Source organism: Kitasatospora sp. NBC_01266, assembly GCF_036242395.1.
Lineage (GTDB): Bacteria > Actinomycetota > Actinomycetes > Streptomycetales > Streptomycetaceae > Kitasatospora.
Map to the genome: position 1 here is coordinate 5,548,578 of NZ_CP108458.1, position 18,783 is coordinate 5,567,360.

14 protein-coding genes are annotated in these 18,783 nt (G+C 73.1%); 11 read left to right on the plus strand and 3 right to left on the minus strand.

Annotated elements, in window-relative coordinates; genetic code table 11:
• The first annotated feature begins 28 nt into the window (after window positions 1-28).
• Complete coding sequence (locus OG403_RS24285) at window positions 29-823, plus strand: cytochrome c biogenesis CcdA family protein (protein WP_329567801.1); 795 nt, start codon at window positions 29-31, stop codon at window positions 821-823.
• Window positions 824-842: 19 nt separating this feature from the next.
• Here OG403_RS24285 and OG403_RS24290 read toward each other — a convergent pair whose 3' ends face one another.
• A complete protein-coding gene (locus tag OG403_RS24290) occupies window positions 843-1,790 on the minus strand; it encodes a DUF2218 domain-containing protein (RefSeq protein WP_442910970.1) in 948 nt (315 codons plus the stop codon).
• A 116-nt stretch (window positions 1,791-1,906) separates the two neighbouring features.
• On the opposite strand from OG403_RS24290, the gene OG403_RS24300 reads away from it, so the two are divergent.
• The gene (locus OG403_RS24300; RefSeq protein ID WP_329567804.1) at window positions 1,907-2,434 is read left to right on the plus strand and encodes an ArsR/SmtB family transcription factor; all 528 of its coding nucleotides are present in this window, start codon (window positions 1,907-1,909) and stop codon (window positions 2,432-2,434) included.
• Between the two features lie 33 nt (window positions 2,435-2,467).
• Here OG403_RS24300 and OG403_RS24305 read toward each other — a convergent pair whose 3' ends face one another.
• Window positions 2,468-4,831 (minus strand): ABC transporter permease, encoded by a 2,364-nt coding sequence (locus tag OG403_RS24305; RefSeq protein WP_329567806.1) that lies wholly within the window; start codon window positions 4,829-4,831, stop codon window positions 2,468-2,470.
• Window positions 4,828-5,535: an ABC transporter ATP-binding protein gene (locus tag OG403_RS24310; RefSeq protein WP_329567807.1), complete on the minus strand. Its 708-nt coding sequence runs from the start codon at window positions 5,533-5,535 to the stop codon at window positions 4,828-4,830. The genes OG403_RS24305 and OG403_RS24310 overlap by 4 nt, the downstream gene beginning before the upstream one ends.
• 136 nt (window positions 5,536-5,671) lie before the next feature.
• Between OG403_RS24310 and OG403_RS24315 the strand changes: the two genes are divergently transcribed.
• The 9 genes from OG403_RS24315 (at window position 5,672) to OG403_RS24355 (ending at window position 18,675) form a co-directional block, all read left to right on the plus strand.
• Window positions 5,672-6,685 carry a methionine synthase gene (locus tag OG403_RS24315; protein WP_329572514.1) on the plus strand — a complete coding sequence of 338 codons (1,014 nt, stop codon included), beginning with the start codon at window positions 5,672-5,674 and terminating at the stop codon, window positions 6,683-6,685.
• Window positions 6,686-6,706: 21 nt separating this feature from the next.
• Window positions 6,707-9,058, plus strand: a complete 2,352-nt coding sequence (gene ligA / locus OG403_RS24320) for an NAD-dependent DNA ligase LigA (protein WP_329567809.1) — start codon at window positions 6,707-6,709, stop codon at window positions 9,056-9,058.
• A gap of 344 nt (window positions 9,059-9,402) precedes the next feature.
• Window positions 9,403-11,265, plus strand: coding sequence for a putative bifunctional diguanylate cyclase/phosphodiesterase (locus OG403_RS24325; RefSeq protein ID WP_329567810.1), 1,863 nt, complete (start codon window positions 9,403-9,405; stop codon window positions 11,263-11,265).
• 140 nt (window positions 11,266-11,405) lie between these two features.
• On the plus strand, window positions 11,406-11,702 hold the full coding sequence (gatC, locus tag OG403_RS24330; protein WP_329567812.1) for an Asp-tRNA(Asn)/Glu-tRNA(Gln) amidotransferase subunit GatC: 297 nt from the start codon (window positions 11,406-11,408) through the stop codon (window positions 11,700-11,702).
• Between the two features lie 6 nt (window positions 11,703-11,708).
• Complete coding sequence (gene gatA, locus OG403_RS24335; RefSeq protein ID WP_329567814.1) at window positions 11,709-13,202, plus strand: Asp-tRNA(Asn)/Glu-tRNA(Gln) amidotransferase subunit GatA; 1,494 nt, start codon at window positions 11,709-11,711, stop codon at window positions 13,200-13,202.
• Complete coding sequence (locus tag OG403_RS24340) at window positions 13,199-13,438, plus strand: hypothetical protein (RefSeq protein WP_329567817.1); 240 nt, start codon at window positions 13,199-13,201, stop codon at window positions 13,436-13,438. The genes gatA and OG403_RS24340 overlap by 4 nt, the downstream gene beginning before the upstream one ends.
• A gap of 72 nt (window positions 13,439-13,510) precedes the next feature.
• A complete protein-coding gene (gene gatB / locus OG403_RS24345; protein WP_329567819.1) occupies window positions 13,511-15,016 on the plus strand; it encodes an Asp-tRNA(Asn)/Glu-tRNA(Gln) amidotransferase subunit GatB in 1,506 nt (501 codons plus the stop codon).
• A 207-nt stretch (window positions 15,017-15,223) separates the two neighbouring features.
• Window positions 15,224-15,415, plus strand: coding sequence for a hypothetical protein (locus tag OG403_RS24350; protein WP_329567820.1), 192 nt, complete (start codon window positions 15,224-15,226; stop codon window positions 15,413-15,415).
• Between the two features lie 188 nt (window positions 15,416-15,603).
• On the plus strand, window positions 15,604-18,675 hold the full coding sequence (locus OG403_RS24355) for a helix-turn-helix transcriptional regulator (RefSeq protein ID WP_329567822.1): 3,072 nt from the start codon (window positions 15,604-15,606) through the stop codon (window positions 18,673-18,675).
• Window positions 18,676-18,783: the final 108 nt, after the last annotated feature.

Consider the following 18,783-nt stretch of genomic DNA (forward strand, 5'->3'; position numbering starts at 1 on the left):
GCCGAGGGTCAGGCGCGGCGGGGCTGTCGTGAGCGGGCTCGCGCAGACCGTGCTCGCGCTGGACGGGAGCCGGACCATCACGTCGGGGGCGCTGGTGCTGGCGATACCGGTGGCGCTCTTCGCCGGCCTGGTGTCGTTCTTCTCGCCCTGTGTGCTGCCGCTGGTGCCCGGCTACCTGTCGTACGTCACCGGGTTCTCCGCTGTCGACCTCGCGGCCGCGGCGGGCCGCAGGCGGGGGAGGGTGCTGCTCGGTTCGGTGCTCTTCATCGCCGGGTTCACGGCGGTCTTCGTCTCCGAAGGCGTGCTCTTCGGCTCGTTCGGCAGCTATCTGCTGGACTACAAACGCCCCATCGAACTGGTCTCCGGCGCGCTCACCGTCCTCATGGGTCTGGCCTTCGCGGGCTTCCTGCCGGGGTTCACGCAGCGGGAGTTCAGGTCGCACCGCAGGCCGACCGTCGGGCTGATCGGGGCTCCCGTGCTGGGCGTGGTGTTCGGTGTCGGCTGGGCGCCGTGCCTGGGGCCGACGCTCAGCGCGGTGCAGATGCTCGCGATGGAGCAGGCCAGTGCGGGGCGCGGGGCACTGCTGAGCGCGGTCTACTGTGCCGGGCTCGGGCTGCCTTTCGTGGTCGCGGCGGTGGCTTTCCGGCGGGCGCTCGGTGCGTTCGGCTGGGTCAAGCGCCACTACCAGGGGGTCATGCGGGTGGGCGGCGCCCTGCTGGTGCTGGTCGGCGTGCTGCTGCTGACCGGAGTCTGGGACCAGGTGGTCGACGTCATCCGGCACTGGGCCGGCGAGTTGGACCAGTCGGGCCCGATCTCGGTCTAGCGCGGCGCCGGTTCGGTCTTCACCGTCGCCGGGCCAGCGTCACCCCGTCCCGCACCGGCAGCATCACCGACTCGACCCGCTCGTCGCCCGCGATGAGGTCGTTGAGCCGGCGCATCGCCAGGTGGTGGTCCTCCTGGTAGGCGGGGTCGAGCACCCGGCCGCCGAGGAAGACGTTGTCCAGCACCACCAGGCCACCCGGACGCAGCCGCCGCACGATCTCCTCGTAGTAGGCGGGGTAGTTGCCCTTGTCCGCGTCGATGAAGGCGAGGTCGATGACCGCCTCGGCCGGCAGGGCGCGCAGGGTCTCCAGGGCCGGGGCGATCCTGAGGTCGATCCGGTCGGCCACCCCGGCCTGCTCCCAGGCGGCGCGCGCGATGGCGGTCCACTCCTCGCTCACGTCGCAGGTGAGCAGGCGGCCGCCCGCGGCCAGGCCGCGGGCGATGCAGATGGAGGAGTAGCCGGTGAAGGTGCCCACCTCGACGGCGAACCGGGCGCCGGTCAGGCCGGTCAGCATGGTCAGCAGCGTGCCCTCGTCGTGGGAGACCTGCATCCCCGCCGCGTTCCCGGTGGCTTCCCGGGTGGTGGCGGCCAGTTCGCGGAGCGGCTGGTCGGCCGGCGTGCAGTGGGCCAGCAGGTAGTCGTCCACCACCCGGTCGAGGATCTCCAGGTCCGGGCCCGCCGTGGGTTCGGTCCAGTCGACGCTCAGCTCCTCCTCGGTGGCGAAGCGCACCAGGTGGCGGGCGACCACGTCCTGGACCTGGGCCAGCCGCTCGGTGTCCTCGGCGGTGGCGATCAGCCGCAGTCCGCCGCGGTGGGCGGCGAGCACGCAGCTCCCGGCGGCGACCGTGACGGTGCCCCGGTCGTCGGCCGTCAGCCGGGCGTCGGCCTTGTGGCCCAGGTGGGAGACGAGCTGCTTGAGGTAGTTGGCGGGGCGGTCGGTGGCGACCAGGGCGGTGGAGACGGGCATGCGGTCCCTCCATCGGGGAGTAAAGTGTTGAGAATTCTCGTCGCTTTGGCGGGGCCGATTCTGGCGCGGCGTCAGGCCGCTTGTCAAAGCATCGAGATTTATGGACACTTTCCGGCATGGCAGAAAACGACCTGGTCCTCCGCTCGCCCGAGCAGTTCAAGGCCCTCGGCCACCCGGTCCGCCACCGCCTGGTGAACATGCTGCGACAGCGGCCGGCCACGCTGCGCCAGCTCGCGGCGGGCCTCGGGGCGGCCAAGGGGACGGTCGGCTACCACGTGCGGGTGCTGAGGGAGGCCGGGCTGGTCCATCTCGCGGAGACCCGGCAGGTGCGCGGCGGCACCGAGCAGTACTTCGCACTGGTCAGCAAGGGCTTCACGTTCCACGAGGAGGTCGAGGGCGGCCCGCAGTTCCTGATCGACGCGGCGCTCGGCGAGATGCTCCCGCCGCGCCCCGGGCAGGCCGAGCACACCGTGCTGCGCCACCTCTGGCTCTCCGACGAGGAGGCCCACGCCCTGGCGGCGCGACTGCGCGAGCAGGCCGAAGAGCGGCTCACGGTCGACAAGTCCCGTGGCGCGCCCTACGGCCTGCTGGTCTGCCTCTTTCCGGCCGACATCCCCACCCTGGGCCCCGACGACGCGGGCTGACCCCCGTCCGGCCCGCACCGCCGGCCGCGCGGCTCACTCGCTGCGCAGCACCTCCGCGATGGTCAGCCGCGCCGCCGACCGGGCCGGGAGCAGCGCGCCCAGCACCGCGATGGCCAGCCCGGAGAGTACCACCAGGGTGAGCGCGCCGGGGTGCCAGACGTTCAGCATGCTCGGCGGCAGATCGAGGCCCACCGCGCTGGTCATCGCGGGCAGGACCACCCGGTGCACGGCGATCCCCAGCGGGACGCCGATCAGACCGCCGACCGCACCCAGCGCCGCCATCGAGGTGACCATCATCGACGTCACCTGGCGGGGCGTCATGCCGATCGACTTGAGCATGCCCAGGTCGCGACGGCGCTCGCGGGCGTTCAGCACCACGGTGTTGAAGACGCCGAGTGCCGCGACCGTGCCCAGCAGCACGCTGAGCAGCGTGGAGGTGCCGATGATGGTGACCTGGATGTTGTTGGTACCGCCGGCCGGGGAGGGCTCCAGACCGGGTTCGGCCGCCTTGGCCGCGGCGTCGTAGGTGTCGACATCGGTGCCGTGGGCGAGGTGCACCCAGTACTGGTTGACGTAGTTCTCGGCCGTGGCTTGCGGCACCATGGCGGTCAACGCCGACCAGGGGGCCTCCACCTCGTCCGGGCCGCCGCTGCCGTCCTCGCCGACCAGGGTCACCACCCGCTGGTGGCCGTCCAGTTCCATGGTCACCCGGTCGCCCAGCTTCAGGCCGCGCTTGTGCAGGAACGACGATCCCACCACCGCCTCGTCCGGCCCGTTCGCCCAGTGGCCGCTGAACAACTGCACCGGACTGCCGGACGGCCAGCCGGACCCGCGGAGGAACCAGGTGTGGACGTTCTGGTTCTCGCCCGCCAGGCCGACCAGGACCGGCGCCGCGGCGATCACCGAGCCGCTGCCGGGCAGGGACCGCAGCATGCTCTCGATCTGCGGGTCCGTCAGCTTCGGCGGGATCTGGCCGGCCACGCTCGGATCACCGGCGTAGAACGTCGTGTCGACCCGCCAGCTGCTGCTGTCGCGGCTGTTCATCATCACGTTGACCGAGTTGGTGAGCCCGGTCGTCAGGGTCACCGTGAGCACGCCCATGACGATCGACATCATGGTCAGCCCGGTTCGCCAGGGCCGGGCGAACGGCAGGCCCAGGCCCAGGCTGACCGAACGCGGCAGCCGGGTCCCGCCGAGCCGGCGCTGCACCCGCAGGCCGCGTCCGGCGGTCGGCGCGCTGCCCGCGCTGATCGCCCGGGCGGCGGACAGCCCGTGCGCGCGCAGGGCGGGCAGCAGGGCCGCGAGCAGCACCAGCGCGGGCATGCCCACCAGCGTCGCCACCTGGACCCAGGGGCTGAGGGTGGGGCGGATGTACCCGGAGTTGTACCCGGAGAACGACATTTGCAGCAGCGGCTTCGCGGCCATGCCGCCGAGCACGGTGCCGAGCACGCCGCCCACCACGCCCGGAACCAGCATCATCAGCAGGTAGACCGACACCACCTGGTTCGGCGTGAACCCCAGCGCCTTGAGCACCCCGATGTGCCGGTAGCCGGAGACCACGGCGCCGCTGACCACGTTGGCGGTGATCAGCACCGCGACCACCAGGCCCAGGACGCCGAAGGCCATCAGGAACGGGACGTAGGCGTTGGCCGTGTTGGTCAGGTCCCACTTGACCGTCAGGTAGGAGAGCGAACCGCGCACCGAGCCCGGCGGCAGCCCGGCGGTGACCGTGGCCAGGTCGGCCCCGACCTGGGAGTCGCTGGCGGCGTCCTTGAACCGGTAGAGCACCTGGCTGGCGGTCGGGTGCATGGCGGCCAGCTGGTCGGGCGTCACCCAGGCGCCCGCGGTCTGGGTCAGGCTGGAGGCGAAGCCCACGATGGTCAGCGGTGGGGCGCCGGGTACCACGAGCCGGCTGCCGACCTCCTCGTACTTCGCGAAGGTCTCGCCGGGCGGCCGCATCAGCACCACCTCGCCGGGCCGCTGGACCCAGCGCCCGGTCCAGAGGTCCACCCGGTCCACCGGGCCGCCCGGATCCGCGCGGCCCACGAAGGTGATCGGGCCGAGCGGCGGGGTGTCCACGCCGGGGACGGGGAGCTTGTTGTCGGGCGGTGCGGTGAGCACGGTCTCGGCGAACGGACCGGCGACGGCGGTGACCCCGGGACGCCGCGCGGTCTGGCCGAGTTGGGCGTCGGTCACGTTGGCCGCGTCGTAGGTGACGGTGAGCTGGGCGCCGCGCTGCTGGGCGAAGGCGTTGTCGAAGGGTGCCGAGGCGGCGGCCATCAGGCCGAGGGCCACCACCAGCGTGACGGTGGAGGTGAGCACCACCAGCCCGATCACGAAGGTCTGCAGGCGCCGCCGCCGCACCGCCGCGCGCGAGGCGCGCCACACAGCACTCATGCGCTTCGCTCCAACGCCGTCTCCCGGGCCACCCGGCCGTCGGAGATCTCGATCAGCCGGCTCGCGCACCGGGTGGCCAACCGCTGGTCATGGGTGACCATCAGCAGCGTCTGGCCGATCTGGTTGAGGTCGATCAGCAGGTCCATCACCTGCTCACCGGCGTGGCTGTCCAGCGCGCCGGTCGGCTCGTCGGCCAGCAGCAGCGCCGGACGGTTCATCAGCGCCCGTGCCACGGCGACCCGTTGGCGCTCGCCGCCGCTGAGCACCGCGGGGTAGGCGTTGCGGCGGTCGGCGATGCCCAGCTCGTCCAGCAGCTCCAGCGCGCGGCGCCGGGCCTGCCCGGCCGGGGTGCCGGTCAACTGGGCGGCCAGCGCCACGTTGTCCAGCGCGGGCAGGTCGTCGATCAGGTTGAAGAACTGGAAGATCATGCCGATCCGCCGCCGCCGGAAGAGCGCCAGCCCGGTCTCGTTGAGCGCGCCCAGGTCCTCGCCGTGCACCAGCACGGAGCCGGCGGTCGGCCGGTCCAGGCCGGCGATCATGTTGAGCAGGGTGGACTTGCCGCACCCCGAGGGCCCCATCACCGCGACCGCCTCGCCGGCCCGGATCTCCAGCGACACGCCGTCGAGCGCTACCGACTCGCCGTACTCCTTGCGTACGCCGTCGAGGCGTACCACCACGTTTTCCGTACTCTCCGCACTGGTCATGGCGGTAAAGCTAGGCGGGCGGCCCGGGGTGGCGAGTCAGCCCCCCGTGGTAACCCTGGCGCGGGGTCATCCCGCGGATGTACGGGCTACCCTGCACCTCGTGACCACCGATGCGACCAGCGATCCGACCAGCGACCTGACCAGCGAAGAACCTGCCTTCCCCGCCCTGCTCGGCGCCGCCACCGGCGTCGGTTCGATGCCCGGTACCGACGCCCGCGAGGCCGCGAAGACCGCGGTCGGGGCCCTGGAGCAGCTGCCGTTCCTGCCCGAGCTGCCGGCCCGCGGCCCCGGGGCGGACATGATCGGGCGCAGCGCCGGCCTGCTGGTGGAGCTGTTCGCCCAGGTCGAGCCGAGCGGCTGGCGGTTCGCCGACCGGCCGGGCCGCGACACCCGGCGCGCGCACTCCTGGCTGGGCGAGGACCTGGACGCGCTGGAGGAGTTCACCCAGGGGTACACCGGCGCGCTGAAGGTGCAGGCGGTCGGCCCGTGGACGCTGGCCGCCGCCGTCGAACTGCGGCACGGCGAGAAGGCGCTGGCCGACCCCGGTGCCTGCCGGGACATCGCCGGCTCGCTCACCGAGGGCCTGCGCCGCCACCTCGCCGAACTGCGCAAGCGGGTGCCGGGCGCCCGACTGGTCCTCCAACTGGACGAGCCCTCGCTGCCCGCCGTGCTGGCCGGTGCGGTGAAGACCGCCAGCGGCTTCCAGCGGCTGCGCGTGGTGGACCGGCAGCGGGCGGAGGAGGCGCTGCGCGAGCTGATCCGCGCGCTGGACGTACCGGTGATCGTCCACTCCTGCGCGCCCGAGGTGCCAATCCCCTTGCTGCGCCGGGCCGGTGTCGCGGGCATCTCGCTGGACTTCGCTCTGCTGACGGAGCGTGAGGACGAGGAGATCGGCGAGGCCGTCGAGGCGGGGACGGTCTTCCTCGCCGGAGTGGTGCCCTCCACTGAAGCGGGAATGTCGGACCCGGCCGGTAGTGTCACCGGTGTCAGGACGTTGTGGCGCAGGCTCGGACTCGATCCGGAACTGCTGGGCCGCCGCGTGCTGGTGACGCCGACCTGCGGGCTGGCGGGCGCGAGCCCGGCCTATGCGCGGCAGGCGCTGTCACTCAGCGTGAGGGGAGCCCAGAGCCTGGTGGACAACCCGGTGTAGCGGTTCAACAGGAGGCGAACGGTGGCGGCTGTCGAGGGCTGGGAGGACGTCGCGGCGGAGGTGCGGCGGCGCCACGCCGAGCTGGCGGCCGAGATCGAGGAGCACCGGGTCCGCTACTACGAGCAGGACGCCCCGGTCGTCAGCGACGCCGAGTTCGACGTGCTGATGCGCGAGCTGGAGGCGATCGAGGCCGAGCACCCGGTGCTGGTCACCCCGGACTCGCCGACCCAGAAGGTGGGCGGCGGCGCGGCCGAGGGGTTCACCAAGGTCGAGCACCGCGAGCGGCTGCTCAGCCTGGACAACGCGATGGACGACGAGGAGTTGGCCGCCTGGGCCGACCGGGTCGCCCGCGAGCTGGACGGCCTGGAGTACCACTACCTCTGCGAGCTCAAGGTGGACGGCCTGGCCGTCAACCTGACCTACGAGCACGGCCGCCTGGTGCTCGCCGCCACCCGCGGCACCGGGCGGGTCGGCGAGGACATCACCGCCAACGTCCGCACCATCAAGGAGATCCCGCACCAGCTGCGGGGCGAGGACATCCCGGCGCTGGTCGAGATCCGCGGTGAGGTCTACCTGCCCACCGAGGCCTTCGAGGAGCTGAACGCCTCGCTCGCGGCCGAGAACGAGCGCCGCAAGCGGGAGAACGAGGAGCGCGCCAAGGAGGGCCGGCGCCCGCAGGCGCTGGTCAAGCTCTTCGCCAACCCGCGCAACGCCGCCGCCGGTTCGCTGCGCCAGAAGGACCCGCTGGTCACCGCCTCCCGGCCGCTGCACATGGTGGTGCACGGCATCGGCGCCCGCGAGGGCTTCGAGATCGACTGCCAGTCGCACGCCTACCAGCTGCTGCGCGACTGGGGCCTGCCCACTGCCCGGCACAACCGGGTGGTCTCGACGCTGGACGAGGTGCGCGCCTTCATCAAGCAGTTCGGCGAGCAGCGCCACTCGGTCGAGCACGAGATCGACGGCGTGGTGGTCAAGGTGGACGAGATCGCGCTGCAGGGCCGGCTCGGTTCCACCTCCAAGTCGCCGCGCTGGGCGATCGCCTGGAAGTACCCGCCGGAGGAGGTCACCGCCAGGCTGGACCGGATCCAGGTCGGCATCGGGCGCACCGGCCGGGCCACCCCGTTCGCGGTGCTGGCCGAGCCGGTGAAGGTGGCCGGCTCGATGGTGCAGTACGCCACGCTGCACAACCAGGACGTGGTGAAGGCCAAGGGCGTGCTACTCGGCGACACCGTGGTGCTGCGCAAGGCCGGTGACGTGATCCCGGAGATCCTCGGCCCGGTCGAGGACCTGCGGGACGGCACCGAGCGGGAGTTCGTGATGCCCAGCCACTGCCACGAGTGCGGCACCGAGCTGCGCGCGATGTCCGAGGGCGACATCGACCTGCGCTGTCCCAACGCCCAGTTCTGCCCGGCCCAGATCCGCGAGCGGATCGCCTACCTGGGCGGTCGCGAGTCGCTGGACATCGACGGGCTCGGCTACGTGGCGGCCACCGCGCTCACCCAGCCGCTGGAGCCGGCCGATCCGCCCGTCAAGGACGAGGGGGACATCTTCGGCCTGACTGTCGAGCAGCTGCTGCCGATCAAGGTCCTGGTGCGCGACCAGAAGACCGGTCTGCCCAAGCTGGACGACAGGACCGGCAAGGAGAAGCAGGTCGCCTTCTTCGCCAACCTCAAGGGCGAGCCGAAGAAGACGGCGACCCTGCTGGTCGACAACCTGGCGGCGGCCAGGGAGCGCCCGCTCTGGCGCTACCTCAACGGCCTGTCGATCCGCCACGTCGGCCCGGTGGCCGCCCAGGCGCTGGCCCGCGAGTTCCGCGACCTGGACGCGATCTTCGCGGCGAGCGAGGAGCAGTTGGCCGCCACCGAGGGGGTCGGCCCGATCATCGCGCGGGCGATCATCGAGTGGCACCAGGAGGAGTGGCACCGCGAGATCCTGCGCAAGTGGCGCGAGGCGGGGGTGCGGTTCACCGAGGAGGCCGCCGAGGAGGCGGGGGAGCGGCCGCTGGAGGGGCTCACCGTGGTGGTCACCGGCACGCTGGCCGGGCACACCCGGGACGGGGCCAAGGAGGCGCTGGTCTCGCGCGGTGCGAAGGTGACCGGTTCGGTTTCGAAGAAGACCGACTTTGTCGTAGTCGGTGACAATCCGGGTTCGAAGTACGACAAGGCGGTCCAACTCGGGCTGGCCGTCCTGGATGACGCCGGCTTCGAGGTGCTGCTCGCCTCCGGACCGGCCGCGGCCCGCGCGCACCTGGGACTGCCGCCGCTCGAGGGCGCCCCCGCCGAGACGCCGGGTGACGCGCCGGGTGATGCGCCGGGGGAGACGGCGGCCGGGGAGGTCGCGGACGTAACCCCCGAGGGGGCTGACCAGGCCTGACGTGTCCCTCTTGTTATCGTGCTGATGCCCCGTCACCTGGATGGTGGGCGCGTAAAGGGGGCATCGTGTCACTGTGCGGCGCCGGATCCGTGCCGGTGTGCTCCCGGATGACCGAAAGTCCGCCCTCCTGGTGGGGGCGGACTTACCCTGGAGCGCAACAGTGTGTCAGCAGGAGTGGGGGGCACCGGCCAGCGTGATCAGCGGGTGGCCGGCGCCGACAGGGGCGCTTCCGGGCTGAGACCGACTGGCACGTGATCAGGGAGGTGCCAGGACCGACCGTTCTTCGGGTCGGTACCAGCCGCGATGCGGCCTGGCGGGGGCGGGCCTGACGGAGGACAGGGCGTATGGATGGTACGACCGGCGGTGCGCTGACGCGTCCGCCGCAGGGGGTGGCGGGTGCGGTCCTGCTGCTCGGTGTGGTGCTGGCCGGTGCCGCGCCGCTCATCCCGCTGGCCGTCCTGGTCAGCCGGTACGAGCCCGAACTGCTGCCGCTGTTCGTGGTCCCGATGGCCGTCCTGGTGGCGGCCTGGCGGATCGCCCGGGATCGGGCCAGGGACCAGCTCACCGATCCGCTGACGGGTCTGCCGAACCGTCATGCCCTGCTGCTGGCCGCCCAGGAGGCGATCCTCGAACACGAGGCTGAGGACGGGTACAGCGTCGGTCTGATCCTGCTGGATCTCGATCGCTTCCGGTCGCTGAACGACACGCTCGGGCACGCCGCCGGTGACCGCTTACTCGTGCACATCGGCCGCCGGCTGCACCGGGTGCTGCGTGGCGCCACCGGCTCGCCCAGGCCCGCCGCCGATCCGGCCCGCGCCACCGATCCGCCGGACGGTGCGGTGCCGGGGACGGGCTTCGGTGAGCCGGTGCCGGGCCGCCTCGAGCCGCTGGGCCCCACCGGCCGCTGCCCGACCCGGGGCCCGGACGGCCTGGCCCCCTTCGGCCCGCTGGGCGCCGCCGACCGCCGCCGGGAGACCGAGGAACTACTGGCCAACCTGCCGCCCGCCGCCGAGCGCGGCCGCCGCGCGGTGGTGGCCCGGATGGGCGGCGACGAGTTCGCCGTGCTGCTGCCCGGCGTCGGGCGGGCCGACACCCTGGAGCGGCTGGCCAAAGCGCTGATCGCCGAGCTCGCCGCGCCGATCCGGCTCGACGGCCTGCTGCTGGTGCTGGAGGCCACCGCGGGCGTCTGCGTCTACCCGCAGCACGCCGGCGACGCAGAATCGTTGCTGCGCCGCGCGGACGTCGCGATGGGCCACGCGCAGCGCGGGCGCACCGGCGTCGAGCAGTACGACCACTCGCAGGACGCCGACACGCCCTACCGGATCGGCCTGCTCGGCGACCTGCGCCGGGCCCTGGAGACCGGTGAGGTGCAGCTGCACTACCAGCCGAAGGTCGCGTTCGACGGCCGGGTGGTGGGCCTGGAGGCGCTGCTGCGCTGGGAGCGGCCGGGGCGCGGCCGGGTCTCGCCGGACGAGTTCGTCGGCCTCGCGGAGTCCAGCGGCCTGATGCCCCGGCTCACCGACTACGTGCTGGAGGCCGCGATCGGCCAGCTCGCCGCCTGGCGGGCGCAGGGCCTGCAGGTGCAGGTGGCGGTCAACGTGTCGCCGCGCGACGTGCTCAACCCCGGCTTCGCCCAGCGGGTCGCCGAACACCTGAGCCGCCATCAGGTACCGGCCCAGGCGCTTCAGTTGGAGATCACCGAGCGGCTGCTGCTGGACGACTCGCGGCGCGCCGCCGACACCCTGGCCGAGCTGCGCCGGCACGGGGTCGGGATGTCCCTGGACGACTTCGGCACCGGCCACTCCTCGCTGGTGCGGCTTCGCAGCCTGCCGGTCGGCGAGCTGAAGATCGACCGCTCCTTCGTCTCCCGGATGGTGGCCGACGACCACGACGCGGCGGTGGTCCGCTGCTCGGTGGAGCTCGCCCACTCGCTCGGCCTGACCGTGGTCGCCGAGGGCGTGGAGGACGACGAGACCTGGGAGCGCCTGCACGGCCTGGGCGTGGACGCGGTCCAGGGCTGGCTGGTCTCCGCCGCGCTGCCCGCCGACCAGGCCACCGCCTGGCTGCGGGTGCACCGCACCGGGCCGCCCTCCGCCGAGCGGCTGACCCCGCTGGAGCGCTGGACCGGGCACGCCGAACTGCCCTGCCCCGGCCTGCCCCGCCAGCCGCTCAGCCCGCCCACCGAGGCCCCCACGACCCCGCAGTAACACGGGGGGCGGGTCCGGCCCCCTAGGATGGGCGGTAAAGACAAGAGGACGGCTGATCAGCGCGCCCCGTGCCGCTGGTCCCGTCCGGGCTGGACACCGTGTGTCCGGCCTTACTCAGAACTCACCTTGAGGATCGCTGCATGCCTGGCATCACGCGCGAGGAGGTCGCCCACCTCGCCCGGCTGTCGCGTCTGGAGCTGCAGGCGGATGAGCTGGACCACTTCGCCGAGCAGCTGGACGTGATCATCGGCGCGGTCGCCCGCGTCTCCGAGGTCGCCGGGGCGGACGTCCCGCCCACCTCGCACCCGCTGCCGCTGACCAACGTCATGCGCGCGGACGAGGTCCGGCCCTCGCTCACGCCCGAGCAGGCGCTCTCCGGCGCCCCGGCCGCCGAGGAGCAGCGTTTCCGGGTTCCGCAGATCCTCGGGGAGGACTGACCAGCGATGACCGACCTGATCAAGCACACCGCCGCGCAGACGGCGGCCGCGATCGCCTCCGGCGCGGTCAGCGCCGTCGAGGTGGCGCAGGCCCACCTGGACCGGATCGACGCCGTCGACAAGAAGGTCAACGCCTTCCTGCACGTGGACACCGAGGGCGCGCTGGCCGCCGCCCGCGCGGTGGACGCCAAGCGCGCCAAGGGCGAGGAGCTCGGCCCGCTGGCCGGCGTGCCGCTCGCGCTGAAGGACGTCTTCACCACCAAGGGCGTCCCCACCACCTGCGGCTCCAAGATCCTCGAAGGCTGGGTCCCGCCCTACGACGCCACCCTGACGGCGCGTCTGAAGGACGCGGGCGTGGTCATCCTGGGCAAGACCAACATGGACGAGTTCGCGATGGGCTCCTCCACCGAGAACTCCGCCTACGGCACCACCGGCAACCCCTGGGACCTGTCCCGGATCCCCGGTGGCTCCGGCGGTGGCTCGGCCGCCGCGCTGGCCGCCTACGAGGCCCCGCTGGCGATCGGCACCGACACCGGCGGCTCGATCCGCCAGCCCGGCGCCGTGACCGGCACGGTCGGCGTCAAGCCGACCTACGGTTCGGTCTCCCGCTACGGCCTGATCGCCTTCTCCTCCTCGCTCGACCAGGGCGGCCCGTGCGCCCGCACCGTGCTGGACGCGGCGCTGCTGCACGAGGCGATCGCCGGCCACGACCCGCTGGACTCCACCTCGATCGACGCGCCGGTGCCGGCCGTGGTCGCCGCCGCCAAGCTGCGCGACGTGCGCGGCATGCGGATCGGCGTGGTCAAGGAGTTCGCCGGCGAGGGCTACCAGGCCGGCGTGATGCAGCGCTTCAACGAGAGCGTGGAGCTGCTGCGCGAGCTGGGCGCCGAGGTGGTCGAGGTCTCCTGCCCGTCCTTCACCCTGGCGCTGCCCGCCTACTACCTGATCGCGCCCAGTGAGGCCTCCTCCAACCTGGCCCGGTTCGACGCGATGCGCTACGGCCTGCGGGTCGGCGACGACGGCTCCGCCTCGGCCGAGCAGGTCACCGCGCTCACCCGGGAGGCCGGCTTCGGCCCCGAGGTCAAGCGCCGGATCATCCTGGGCACCTACGCCCTCTCCTCGGGCTACTACGACGCCTACTACGGCTCGGCCCAGAAGGTCCGCACCCTGATCTCGCGCGATTTCGACGCCGCCTTCGCCGGTGTCGACGTGCTGATCTCGCCGACCACCCCCACCACCGCCTTCCCGATCGGCGAGCGCGCCGACGACCCGATGGCGATGTACCTGGCCGACCTGTGCACCATCCCCTCGAACCTCGCGGGCAACGCGGCCATGTCGCTGCCCTGCGGCCTGGCGCCGGAGGACAATCTCCCGGTCGGCCTGCAGATCATCGCACCCGCGATGGCGGACGACCGCCTGTACCGCGTGGGCGGCGCCGTGGAGGCCGCACTCAACGACAAGTGGGGTCACCCCCTGCTGGAGGAGGCACCGGCACTGTGAGCAAGATCGAGAAGGCCAAAGGCTTCAAGCACACCAAGCCCGGCCTGTGGCTGTCCATCGGCACCAGCACCTTCGGTGCGCTGAGCATCGTCAAGGAATACAAGAAGGCCCGCAGCGAGAACGACACGCTGCTGCTGGCCAACGCCGTCGTCGGCGCCGCCGCGCTGCTCACCGGCACCCTGCTGCTGGTCCGCGAGCTGCGCCAGCTGGGCAGCGACGACGTCCTCGCGGGCTGACGCCCCGTCGGGTCCGGCCCCGTTCGCGGGGCCGGACCGGTACCTCCCAAGTCTTTTAGTGAAGGGGACGCTGTGAGCGTCATGAACCTGGTCTCCTACGACGACGCACTCGCCTCCTACGACCCCGTCATGGGCCTGGAGGTCCACGTCGAGCTGGGCACCAAGACGAAGATGTTCTGCGGCTGCTCGACCGAGCTGGGCGCCGAGCCCAACTCGCAGACCTGCCCGACCTGCCTGGGCCTGCCCGGCTCGCTGCCCGTGGTCAACGCGGTCGGCGTCGAGTCGGCCATCCGGATCGGCCTGGCGCTGAACTGCGAGATCGCCGAGTGGTGCCGGTTCGCGCGGAAGAACTACTTCTACCCGGACATGCCGAAGAACTTCCAGACCTCGCAGTACGACGAGCCGATCGCCTTCAACGGCTACCTGGACGTGCGGCTCGAGGACGGCGAGACCTTCCGGGTCGAGATCGAGCGCGCCCACATGGAGGAGGACACCGGCAAGTCCAGCCACGTCGGCGGCGCGACCGGCCGGATCCACGGCGCCACCCACTCGCTGCTGGACTACAACCGGGCCGGCATCCCGCTGATCGAGATCGTCACCAAGCCGATCGAGGGCGCCGGCGAGCGCGCGCCCGAGGTGGCCAAGGCGTACGTCGCCGAGCTGCGTGAGCTGATCAAGGCGCTGGGCGTCTCCGAGGCCCGGATGGACAAGGGTCAGATGCGCTGCGACGTCAACCTGTCGCTGCGCCCGAACGGCACCGAGACCTTCGGCACCCGCTCGGAGACCAAGAACGTCAACTCGCTGCGCAGTGTGGAGCGGGCCGCCCGGTTCGAGATCCAGCGGCACGCCACCGTGCTCACCGACGGCGGCACGATCGTGCAGGAGACCCGGCACTTCCACGAGGAGGACGGCAGCACCACCGCCGGCCGGATCAAGGACAACGCCGAGGACTACCGCTACTTCCCGGAGCCCGACCTGGTCCCGATCGCCCCGGCCCGCGAGTGGGTCGAGCAGCTGCGGGCCGAGCTGCCCGAGCTGCCCCGGGTGCGCCGGGCCCGGCTGCAGGCCGAGTGGGGCCTGTCCGACCTGGACATGCAGTCGGTGCTCAACGCCGGTGCGGTGGAGCTGATCGAGCAGACCATCGCGGCCGGTGCCCCGGCCGACCAGGCCCGCAAGTGGTGGCTGGGCGAGCTGGCCCGGCGGTCCAACGAGACCGGCATCGAGCTGGCCGAGCAGCCGATCACCCCGGCCCAGGTGGCCCGGGTGTGCGCGCTGGTGGCCGAGGGCAAGCTCAACGACAAGCTGGCCCGCCAGGTGATCGAGGGCGTGCTGGCCGGCGAGGGCGATCCCGACGCGGTGGTCGCCGCCCGCGGCCTGGCCGTGGTCTCGGACGACTCGGCGCTCGGCAGCGCCGTCGACCAGGTGATCGCCGACAACCCGGACGTCGCGGAGAAGATCCGCGGCGGCAAGGTGCAGGCGGTCGGCGCGCTGGTCGGCGCGGTGATGAAGGCCACCCGCGGCCAGGCGGACGCGGCGAAGGTCAAGGACCTGATCCTGGAGAAGCTCGGCGCCGCCTGAGGCTTCCGGGCAGCACTAAGGACCCGAGAGCGCCGGTGACCCCCCTCCTTAGGGGCGGTCACCGGCGCTCCCGGCATTCCCGGGGCCGGTCTAAGGAGGCGGTGCCCCGCAAGATCGGGCAAGCTGCCGATGCCCCGCACTCCCCTTGGAGAGGAATCTCTAGGTAGCGCGAACGACGCGCGAACCACGAGGGATGAGGGAAGAACGATGACCGAGCTCCAGTACCAGATCTACCAGCAGCGCGGCGCCGAGCTGCGGGAGCTGGCGGCCAACGAGCGGCTGGTGGCCGAGGCCCGCCGGGTCAACCGGGCCGCTCGGGCCGAGCGCCGTCCGACCACCTCCGCGCGCCGGCCGGGCCTGGGGCGCCGGGCGGGTCAGGGCCGCCTCGGCGAGTGCTGAGCGGGGTGCCCGGTTCCGGCGCCACGAGGGGAGCACCGGAGTCGCGGATCGCGCACGAGCGGGGGAGGGATGCCGACGGCACCCTCCCCCGCTTCACCTCCATCGCCGGGCCGACAGCTGACGGAATGTCAGTCGAGGGCGGTCCGGGCGCCCGGATATCCGTTCGGCCGGTGTCCCCGCTCTGTGGCATGCTCAGCGCCGTGGAGCAGATCTCGGTCAGTCCTGTGTTCGTCGGCCGCGGCAGTGAGATCGCCTCACTGACCGCGGCGCTGCGCCGTGCCGCCGCCGGGCAGCCGCAGGCGCTGCTGGTGGGCGGCGAGGCGGGGGTGGGCAAGACCCGGCTGCTGGAGGAGTTCCTCTGCCGGGCGGAGCGGGACGAGCGGTCGGCCGCCGTCACCATGCTCGGCAACTGCCTGGAGATCGGGGCCGAGGGCCTGCCGTACGCCCCGCTGGTCACCGCGCTGCGCCGGCTGCACCGGCGGCTGGGCCCGGAGCTGGAGCAGGCCGCGGAGGGCATGCAGGGTCAGCTCTCCCGGCTGCTGCCCGAGTTCGGCGAGGCCGACACCGAGCCCAACGACGAGTACGGCCGGGCCCGGCTGTTCGAGCACATCGGCCGGCTCTTCGAACGCCTCAGCGCCGAGCGCCCCCTGGTGCTGGCGATCGAGGACCTGCACTGGTCCGACCGCTCCACCCGGGAACTGCTCGGCTACCTGATCAGCACCCTGCACCGGTCCCGGGTGCTGATCCTGGCTACCTACCGCACCGACGACCTGCACCGCCGCCACCCGCTGCGCCCCTTCCTCGCCGAGCTGGAGCGCCAACGCACCGTGCACCGGCTGGAGCTGAACCGGTTCGGCCGCCAGGAGGTGGCCGCCCAGCTGGCCGGCATCCTGGGCATCGAGGTGCCGGACCGCCAGCTGGTGGCCCGGATCCACCGCCGCTCCGAGGGCAACCCGTTCTTCGTGGAGGAGCTGGCCTGCTCCCACCAGGAGGGCTGCTCGGTGGGGTTGAGCGACTCGCTGCGCGACATCCTGCTGGTGCGGGTCGAGGCGCTGCCCGAGGAGGCCCAACGGGTGGTGCGGATCGCCGCCGAGGGCGGCTCGCGGATCGAGCACCAACTGCTCGAAGCCGTGCTGGACGACCCCGAGGACGAACTGCTCGACGCGCTGCGCAGCGCGGTCGGCGCCAACATCCTGCAGCCCGACAAGGACGGCGAGGGCTACCGGTTCCGGCACGCGCTGGTCCGCGAGGCGGTTTCGGACGATCTGCTGCCGGGCGAGCGGACCCGGATCAACCGCCGCTTCGCCGAGGCCCTGGAGGCCGATCCGGCGCTGGTCGGCGGCGACCAGCGCCCGGCCCGGCTGGCCAACTACTGGTACCGCGCGCACGATCCGGCCCGCGCGCTGCCGTGCGCGCTGGACGCCGCCCGGGCCGCCCGGCGCCGCAACGCCTTCGCCGAGCAGCTCAGCCTGCTGGAGCGGGCCATCGAGCTGTGGGACGAGGTCACCGAGGAGACCCTGCGGGCCACCCTGCGCCCGCACGACTGGGCCGAGACCTACCCGCCGTGCGCCTGCGACCCCGAGGAGGGCGACCCCGGGTGCGAGCGGCTGCGGCTGGTGGACGTGCTGGCCGAGGCGGTGGTCGCGGCCCGCCAGGCCGGTGACCGGGAGCGCGGCCTGAGCCTGGCCAAGCGGGCGCTCAAGCTGGTGGACGAGAGCGAGAACCCGCTGCGCGCCGCCTGGTTCCGGATGAACCGGGCCCGGATGTTCGGCCACCTCAACCGGCCGGGCGGCGACCCGGAGTTGGCCCACGCGCTGCGCCTGGTGGAGGCGACCGGGCCGTCCGCGGTCAAGGCCGACGTGTACGCGCTGGTGGCCGGCCAGGCGCTGCTCCAGTACCCCACCGAGGCCGATCTGGTGGTCGCCGAGCAGGCGGTGGCGATCGCCCGCCAGGTCGGCTCGACCAGCGTCGAGCTGTTCGGCCGGATGACCGTGGGCTCGCTCTACGCCGAACTGGGCGACCCCGAGGGGGGTATCGCGATGCTGCGCGAGGCGATCGAGGGAGCCCGCCGGTTCGGGATCCCCGACCTGATCACCCGCGGCCTGAACAACCTCGCCAGCCTGCTCGCCCAGCTGGGCCGGGCCGAGGAGGCCCTGGCAGCGGCCCGCGAGGGCCTCGCGGTGGCCGGCGACCTCGGCCTGCTGCGCAACGCCGGGGCGATCCTGGCCGGCAACCTGGTCGAGTGCCTGCTGCTGGTCGGCCGCCCGGCCGAGGCGGCCCAGGTGCTGGCCGGCTGGGACGGCGACGGCCGCCCGGAGGTCTACGACCCGTTCCTGTACCGGCTGCGCGGCGAACTCGCGCTGCTGCGCGGCGATCTCGCGGCGGTCGAGGAGTGCCTGGCGCTGGCCAGGGTGGGGGACGGGCACCAGCCGCAGCACGCGCTGCCGGGAGCCCGGCTGGCGGTCGACCTGGCCGGCCGGACCGGGCACCCGCTGCGGGCCAGGGCCGTGCTGCTGGCTGCGCTGGACGGGCCGCGGCCGGGCCGGGCGTGCCTGCTGCTGCCGCTGCTGGCCCGGGCCGCCGCGGTGGAGGCCGACGCCCGCGGCCTGCCGGCCGCCGAAGCGGACCGGCCCGCGCTGCTGCGCCGGATCGCCGAGGAGCTGGCCGCGCTGCGCCCGCTGGCACCGCTGCACTGGGGCTGGCTGCGGCTGGCCGAGGCCGAGTTGGCCCGGGCCGCCGACTGCGACACCCCGGCGCACTGGGCCGCCGCCGTCGAACCGCTGCGGGCCACCGGGCTGCCCTACCCGCTGGTCCTGGCGCTGTTCGGCGCGGCCGGCGCGGCGGCGGCCGCGGGCGAGCGCGAGCAGGCCGGCGAACTGCTGCGCGAGGCGGCCGAGCTGGCCGAGCGGCGCGGCGACCGGGAGCTCGGTGCGCAGATCGCCAGGCTGGCCGAGCGGGCCGGGGTGGCCCGGCAGTTGCGGCCCACCGGGTCGGCGGCGCAGCCGCAGCTGCCGCCGCAGGGTCCGGCGGCCTTCCAGCTGACGCCCCGGGAGACCGATGTGCTGCGGCTGCTGGCCGAGGGGCGGACGAACCGGCAGATCGCCGAGGAGCTCTTCATCTCGCCGAAGACCGCCAGCGTGCACGTCTCCAACATCCTGGCCAAGTTGGAGGTCTCCGGGCGCGGCGAGGCGGCGGCCCTGGCCCACCGGCTGCGGCTCTTCCCGCAGGGCGGGCTGGTGCCGAGCGGAGGCGGCGCGTAGTCCGGCGCACGGACGCACGCGCCCCGGCGCGCGTGCCCCAGGGTGTGCGCTACGGCCAACCGGGCCGATCTGGTGGAAGCGGGTGCATATCCCTACTCTCGGACCATT

What these genes read in the sequence shown, in the direction of transcription:
- OG403_RS24325 (WP_329567810.1), top strand. Translation starts at nt 9,403, where the DNA reads ATGGATGGTACGACCGGCGGTGCGCTGACGCGTCCGCCGCAGGGGGTG.
- OG403_RS24290 (WP_442910970.1), bottom strand. Translation starts at nt 1,790, where the DNA reads ATGCCCGTCTCCACCGCCCTGGTCGCCACCGACCGCCCCGCCAACTAC.
- gatC (WP_329567812.1), top strand. Translation starts at nt 11,406, where the DNA reads ATGCCTGGCATCACGCGCGAGGAGGTCGCCCACCTCGCCCGGCTGTCG.
- OG403_RS24355 (WP_329567822.1), top strand. Translation starts at nt 15,604, where the DNA reads ATGCTCAGCGCCGTGGAGCAGATCTCGGTCAGTCCTGTGTTCGTCGGC.
- OG403_RS24300 (WP_329567804.1), top strand. Translation starts at nt 1,907, where the DNA reads ATGGCAGAAAACGACCTGGTCCTCCGCTCGCCCGAGCAGTTCAAGGCC.
- OG403_RS24310 (WP_329567807.1), bottom strand. Translation starts at nt 5,535, where the DNA reads ATGACCAGTGCGGAGAGTACGGAAAACGTGGTGGTACGCCTCGACGGC.
- gatA (WP_329567814.1), top strand. Translation starts at nt 11,709, where the DNA reads ATGACCGACCTGATCAAGCACACCGCCGCGCAGACGGCGGCCGCGATC.
- OG403_RS24305 (WP_329567806.1), bottom strand. Translation starts at nt 4,831, where the DNA reads ATGAGTGCTGTGTGGCGCGCCTCGCGCGCGGCGGTGCGGCGGCGGCGC.
- OG403_RS24350 (WP_329567820.1), top strand. Translation starts at nt 15,224, where the DNA reads ATGACCGAGCTCCAGTACCAGATCTACCAGCAGCGCGGCGCCGAGCTG.